At 60.2% G+C, this 6507-nt stretch carries 6 protein-coding genes and 3 pseudogenes; 4 read left to right on the forward strand and 5 right to left on the reverse strand.

What is annotated here, in order from left to right; translation table 11 throughout:
• A pseudogene (locus tag NKH01_RS34685) lies at nt 1-84 on the reverse strand (NADP oxidoreductase coenzyme); the annotation flags it as partial.
• 407 nt (nt 85-491) lie between these two features.
• Here NKH01_RS34685 and NKH01_RS34690 point away from each other — a divergent pair.
• The gene (locus tag NKH01_RS34690) at nt 492-725 is read left to right on the forward strand and encodes a hypothetical protein (protein ID WP_353024690.1); all 234 of its coding nucleotides are present in this window, start codon (nt 492-494) and stop codon (nt 723-725) included.
• Nucleotides 726-884: 159 nt separating this feature from the next.
• Here NKH01_RS34690 and NKH01_RS34695 read toward each other — a convergent pair whose 3' ends face one another.
• Entirely contained in the window at nt 885-2015 is a 1131-nt protein-coding gene (locus NKH01_RS34695) for an aminopeptidase (RefSeq protein WP_352482497.1), read from the reverse strand.
• A 264-nt stretch (nt 2016-2279) separates the two neighbouring features.
• Here NKH01_RS34695 and NKH01_RS34700 point away from each other — a divergent pair, with 264 nt between their 5' ends.
• The 3 genes and pseudogenes from NKH01_RS34700 to NKH01_RS34710 all read left to right on the forward strand — a co-directional run.
• Nucleotides 2280-2939 (forward strand): L,D-transpeptidase, encoded by a 660-nt coding sequence (locus NKH01_RS34700; RefSeq protein WP_352482339.1) that lies wholly within the window; start codon nt 2280-2282, stop codon nt 2937-2939.
• A 10-nt stretch (nt 2940-2949) separates the two neighbouring features.
• Nucleotides 2950-3462 (forward strand): OmpA family protein, encoded by a 513-nt coding sequence (locus tag NKH01_RS34705; RefSeq protein WP_353024691.1) that lies wholly within the window; start codon nt 2950-2952, stop codon nt 3460-3462.
• Between the two features lie 1143 nt (nt 3463-4605).
• Nucleotides 4606-4731: pseudogene (locus NKH01_RS34710) on the forward strand (LysR family transcriptional regulator); the annotation flags it as partial.
• A gap of 106 nt (nt 4732-4837) precedes the next feature.
• Here the strand turns inward: NKH01_RS34710 and NKH01_RS34715 are convergent.
• From NKH01_RS34715 to NKH01_RS34725, 3 genes and pseudogenes are all read right to left on the reverse strand, one after another.
• Nucleotides 4838-5650, reverse strand: coding sequence for an SDR family NAD(P)-dependent oxidoreductase (locus NKH01_RS34715; RefSeq protein ID WP_023716502.1), 813 nt, complete (start codon nt 5648-5650; stop codon nt 4838-4840).
• A gap of 164 nt (nt 5651-5814) precedes the next feature.
• Nucleotides 5815-6318, reverse strand: coding sequence for an SRPBCC domain-containing protein (locus NKH01_RS34720; RefSeq protein WP_353024692.1), 504 nt, complete (start codon nt 6316-6318; stop codon nt 5815-5817).
• 3 nt (nt 6319-6321) lie between these two features.
• Nucleotides 6322-6507: pseudogene (locus NKH01_RS34725) on the reverse strand (NADP oxidoreductase coenzyme); the annotation flags it as partial.

Here is a 6507-nt window from a genome sequence, read left to right on the forward strand (position 1 = left end):
GACGGTCACGTCGATGTTTTTACGGGCGAAGGCGTGGGCGAGGGCCTGGCCTATCTTACCGAATCCTACAATAGCGTAGCTCATAATACTTCTCCGATCCGTGTTGGTCTTGATTCCCCGGCCCCCAACGGCGCTGGGTTATCCGTTTCGCTGCATGGCGACCTTCGCGAGATCTTCGGACTGCCACCCCAAGCGATGCGCGTCATCGGTTCGAATTCCTGAATTGACGCGTAGACGTCCTGCCGTGAACGACTTCCGCGCGGCCGGACGGTCAGCCGCGCGGCAGGCAAGCCCGGATACTCGAACGTGTGCGTCCAATCCTCCTCACTCGTTCATGTCGACATGGCTTGCGATCTCCGACTCAGGCGGAACCTATGACTCACAACCGACCCCAAGGAACACTGTTGCCGCCCATCTAGCCGTCTTATCGGTATCGGCGAAGCCGCTGATCTGTGCTAAGCCGCCGCCCGAATAGCCAAAGGAGTACACCCGTGAGCGAGCCGACCGTGGCCGAGGCGACCGACAGCATCTATGCATCGCTCCGGGCGAACAATGCCGACATCGACGCACATATCGCGGCGCTCAAAGCAGCGCTGACGCGAGAGGGGATAGCACAGGCGGTGTTCGATCCGGCAAGGCTGGCACAGAACAACCGTTCGGGCCGCAAGCTGATGCAGGCTTATTTTCGGCAGCGCGGCGTGAGCGTGAGGTTTTCGGCCTCGTAGGGGCGCACACTGAGGCGCCACAGCCCGCCGGCAATCATTGTGGTCCAGGACCCCTCGGGGAGTTCAGGCAAGTCCGCTTTTGGCTTCTGTAGGCCGACATGCGTCTTCTGGCCCCGCCGACGTCAAAGTACCTAGGAAATCGGCCGACAAATGGTCAATTCAATCACCTGCGCTGGCTGCCGAGTACATCAGCGACCGATTCGCCGCTTCTGGCCTTCGGATTTGACCGGCCCAATCGCATGTATCTGCCGCCTCGAGCGCTTCGGCGCGGTCAGATTTGTCTAACGCTCCTATCCGTCGAACCGACGCGAAGAACCGTGGATAGTCGCCCGAACACAAATCGAATAAGCGGAGAAACGCAGTCACCCGATCGCTGTAGACGGAAGTCGCGGCGAGCTTTGCGTTGTTGATCGGAGCATCGAACCAGGCGTCATATCCACGGTATCCACCCCAGCGCCGGTCGCGCATCTGTCGGTATCGCGTCCTCAGCCGTTCGATCGCGGCCTTCTTCGCGGCCCACTTCTGCTCAGAAGTAACATCGTCGTCATAGACATGCCTTAGCTCGTCCCGGGTCTGCGACACCAGCACAAGAAATTCAGCTCTGCGCCTCCGGTCGGCTTCGTAACGGCGCAATCCGGCAGTATCGCCGGTCGCGCGCAGCCATTTTCTCACACCCGTTGTTTCGACAGCGACAGCGAACGCTTCGTTGAACGAGGAATCGTCATGCACGTAGACGCGCTGGTGAGCGAGTTCGTGGAATACCAGCCCTGCAAGATACGTTTCATCTTGGCTGAGCATGGTGCTTAGCAGCGGGTCACTTGACCAGCCGAGCGTGGAATATGCAGTGATGCCCGTCACATAGATGTCCAGGCCCTGTCTCTGAAGTTCGACAGCGGTTTCAATCGCAGACCTTTTGGAGAAGTACCCTCGGTACGGTACGCATCCGAACACCGGAAAGCACCATGTTCGTGGCGTCAGCGAGAATTCCGGCGCTGCAAAGATGGCCCATGTCACCGCGTCTCGACCAACGTCAACATAGCTGCGGTAGCTGTTGTTGTCCGGCAGCGCTAGTTCATCTATCGCAAACTGTCGGATGGCGCTCGCCGATGCCATTCGAGCGCGCAATGTCCCAGGGGTCGAAGGATTGTCGATCAGCTCTCCGACATCCTGGCGCGCCGCCATGATCTCCACGTGACCCTTCAAGGATTGTGCGTAGTAGGAAATGCTGGTGCAACCTGCCACGCCGGACATCACGATCATCGCAGCAACCGAACGAAAAGCATGCATCATGCCCACGGCATCGCTCACACTTCCGGATAGGGCAAATGTCGCAACTACGCCCGGTCCCAAACAGTCGCGCCAATTTGGTAAGGTCCTGGAGGGGGTTTAGGTTAGACGTTCGTCCTCGGCAAGATAGTCACAATTCGGTCACTCGCCGCCAAATTGCCGAATGTCCGGACACGGCCGACTTAAGCAACGCAGCATTTTCCACTTTGAGGCGAAATAATTCTCAACTATGGTCCGCCAGGCTTTAGGCATGGGGGAATATTGCCGATGGTTTTATCACGCAGGGGTGTCGTGCTCGGTGGCCTGGCGCTGGTCGCGGTGGGTGCAACCAGCAATATTGCTCAAGCCGCGGCGGCAAAATCCTTTTTCGCCGGTACCGCCAGCGACAACAATTTTGTCTATCGCAAGACCAACTTCGCCAAGATCGACAAGAGATGGCATCGCCAGATCGTCAAGTATTTCAGCAGCGAGCCGGTCGGCACCGTCGTGGTCGATACCCGCCACCACTTCCTCTACGTCATCATGGAAAACAAGACCGCCATCCGCTACGGCGTCGGCGTCGGCAAGGACGGCTTCAAATGGTACGGCCGCGCGACGATCGACCGCCGCGCGCTGTGGCCGCAATGGGTCCCGCCCCCCGAAATGCGTAAGCGCAAGCCGGACCTACCACCCATGGTCGCAGGCGGCGCGTCCAACAATCCGCTCGGGCCGCGCGCGCTCTATTTGCACCGCGACGGCGCCGACACCGGCTACCGCCTGCATGGCACGCTGGAGCCATGGAGCATCGGCACCGACGCTTCCAGCGGCTGCATCCGTATGTTCCCGGAAGACATCATCGACCTCTACCAGCGCTGCCCGATCGGCACCGCGGTGCAGGTCCTGCCGCACATCGCCGACCAGGCGCCCGCTTCCACCACTGTCGAATGATTGGCGCCTCATGAACCGCATGATTGAAAAGACGCGCCGGCTGCTCGCCGCCGGCCTGCTGGTGCTGGTCGCATCCTGCTCGACCAGCAACACGCTGGCCCCTTCCACGCCCGACGTCACCAACACCGAGGTTGCCGGCTTCCAGAACGTGCAGCCGGGCAGCGAGGAGGATTTTATCCTCAATGTCGGCCGCCGCACCTATTTCACGCAAGGTTCGGCCGCGCTCGATTCTGTCGCCAAGGCCACCCTCGACACCCAGATCGCCTGGTTAGCAAAACATCCGCGCTGGCTGCTCAAGCTGCAGGGTTTCGCCGACGATCCCGGCGCAAGTGAAACGGCGCTGTCGCAGCAGCGCGCCGATGCGGTGATGGACTACCTCGCCGCCGGCGGCATAGACCGCAACCGCATGTGGGCCAAGGGCTACGGCAAGGACAGGCTCGTCCGCGAGTGCCCCGACAACGCCTGCAGGTCGCAGAACCGCCGGGTTGTGTCTAATTTGCGCGATGTGAGGGACGAGCCATAGGGCTGCTGTTTTGCTTGTGACCCGAAGCAGAGTCTCACACGCGACGGCGGCATGGCTGCTTTGCGCCTCATCTCAGTCGTTAACCCAAACTCTGCCTCGACTTGAAAGCGGTTGTTCCCACAACTGCAACAGCGGCAGCCAAGCGTCCTTTCTTTTGTGATGATCCCAAGAGCCATTGCTCTGCCACACTACGGCCTTTGGGTTACAGACAGGCGAGTGTGACGCCTGTTGCTTCGGCGTTTCCTGCGGGCTTGCGAACCGCAATATCGGAAGCAGATCGCTCGGTGACCTCCGTCGCCGATTTGGATCAATCAGCGGTTCACAATTTGTTTCGCGTAGGATAATGCCCGATCGTGGGAAATTTTGCGATCGTCACTGAATGAACAACCTTGACCTTTCCGCCACGACTTCGTTCTGAGCGTCAAGCCAGAGTACGCTACCAAGATTGTAAGCGGTCAGAAGAAAGTCGAACTGAGGCGTCGATTTCCGCACCTTTACACGCGCGGCAGCGTCGACTTCTTCCGCACATATCCCGGAATGTATGTGCCGCGGCCGCTGATACTGCGATGTCAGGTCCTCGGTCAACCACTGCAGCATATCGCGTACGAGACCCTGGCTTTGACCAAGATGAATTGGAACAACACTCAGTTCGACAACGGAATGCCGATTACTATTGCGACGGCAAGACAGGTGGGGCAGGTGCTGAAGTACCTCGGAGACGGGCAGGAGATCGCTCCAAGGTACAGCTTTTACATGTAGAGAATCGGCTCTGACGCTGCGGAAGCGGGCAGCTCTATGTCGGCGAACGAAAGCGATGGAGTGAACACAAACGCCCACTCTGGCTGCGCGAACGGAGGGGAGTGCTGTGGAGTAATATCGGATAGCAGAGGACACTCGAGCGAATCCTAGGCCATCGATAGCAGTCGATAGATTCTAGGCGACCGACAGATCTGCCGCTCTGTCGGGCGTCTCCCCGCTCTTCGAACGGCGCCCATACCCCGTCGGGCCTACCCCAACCTTCGCGACTTTGTGGCCTTCAAATCTTCGGTCGCGCGCTGCTCGAAGAAGTTAGCGCGCGATCAGTTCGTGGAGATGTTTCGCCAGCACTATAATCTGCCGCTGATCCTGGTCGATGCTTCGGAGCCGGTGCTTTCCAACCATGCGGTCGAGCGGCACAATATCACGGCGGTCTGGCCGGAAAGCCGGCGCGCCAATCCCGCTGTGCGCGCCTTCCTCGACCTGTTGCAGGGTGTGTCGAGAAACAGGTGAAGGTCACGGCCAGCATTTGGCCTGAAGACACCGGGCAGGGGAAACTCAGCCGCAGGTGTCGACCGTCCGCTGGTCGGCGCCATTAGCGCCATAACCGTCTCGGCAGCTACGCGACGAAGCGGACCACGCCGCCATCCACCCGCAAAGCCGCGCCGGTTGTCGCCGAAGCCTGCTCCGAGCATGCGTAGATGATCATGTTGGCCACCTCATCGGTGGTCGCGAAGCGTTGGATGAGGGTGGTCGGACGCATCGCCTTCAAGAAGCCCTGTTCGGCCTCCTGCTGCGTGATTCCGTTTGCGTCAGCCTGCTTCGCCATGAAGTCGCCCAGGATCTCAGAGCGGGTAGGTCCCGGCAGGACGGCGTTGATTGTGACACCCGTGCCCGCGACCGCCTCGGCGAGCCCGCGCGACACCGCGAGTTGAGCGGTCTTGGTCATGCCGTAGTCGAGCATTTCCTTAGGGATGTTGACTGCGGACTCGCTACTTACAAACACGACGCGGCCCCAGCCTTTCGCCACCATCCGCGGCAGATAATGACGGGTCACGCGCACGCCACTCATTACGTTCAACTGGAAGAGGCCAAGCCAGTCCTCGTCGGGGATCTTCGCGATGTCCTCGACGCCACTGTAGCTCCGGATGTGAGCCGTACCAACATTGTTCACAAGGATATCGGCGTCCGGCGCCTGCGCGATCAAGGCCTGGGCACCCTCCGCTGTCGCAAGATCGGCGGCGATGCCCGAGATGTCGCTTCCGGGAAAGGCCTGCCGCATCTGCCTCACCGCCTCGTCGACCCGGGTATTCCCACGGCCGTTGACGACGACCGATGCACCGGCACGGGCAAACCCCTCCGCCGTCGCGCGGCCGATACCGGCGGTGGATCCGGTGACAATCGCCTTGCGGCCCCTGAGTTCAATATTCATGTCATTTATCTCCAATGGTAGGTGGGTGATCATCCGCCGATCCAGGCTGGAAGCGCCCGTCGTCTGTTGAGTACCGACAATATTCGGGACGAAGGCAGGCCCAGCACTGTTCGGTCGAAAGCGTTGCGGCCCAAGCAACCGGCCAGGCCTCAAGACAAGCCCATTCAACTTGCCCTGCTTGCCACTTCCGCCTCCGCAGCGCGGGCGAGGCTTTCGACCCATTCCTGGTGATAGCGGTAGAGTGCACCGGGATGCTTGCGCCCGAGTTCCTCAAGGAACCAAGGGCCCTGCTGCGTTTCTTCGGTCAGCACATGGCAGCCATCGACCGTAGGAGTGATGACCCAGCCGTGGTACGCGCTCGAGCCGGTCTCGTCGCCATCGACCGTCGTCGCCCACGCGAGCCTGCGGAAGGGTTCACACTCCGTCACGACCAGACTCATCGGAAAGCCAACCGTCACCCGGCTGTATCTGGTTTGAAGCGCCAGTTCCGGCTTGCCGGTCAAGATCTTGACCTGATCTTCGGCGGGAAAGTAGCTCGACCAATTCTCGGCATCGACGAGCAGCTTCCAGACCACTTCAGCCGGCGCCTTCACGTCAATGTCGTTGAGTGCGTAGATGGCCGACGTTTTCGGATCATATCGCTCGGGCCAAATCACATGATTATACATCGATTACTGCTCCTTCTTGAACAAATCCTGGAAGATGAGCTGGCCCCAAGTGCGGCCGCGTGCGTGCACCAGCGCGCCACCCTCGTTGAGCTTTCCCAGCTTGACGGGTGCGAACCCGAGTTGTTTGGCCAAGGCCGCCACCGGAGCGGTCGCGTCCTCGTCGTCGCTCGACAGAAAGACGACCCGGTG

The organism is Mesorhizobium sp. M1403 (genome assembly GCF_040317695.1).
Classification (GTDB): Bacteria; Pseudomonadota; Alphaproteobacteria; order Rhizobiales; family Rhizobiaceae; genus Mesorhizobium.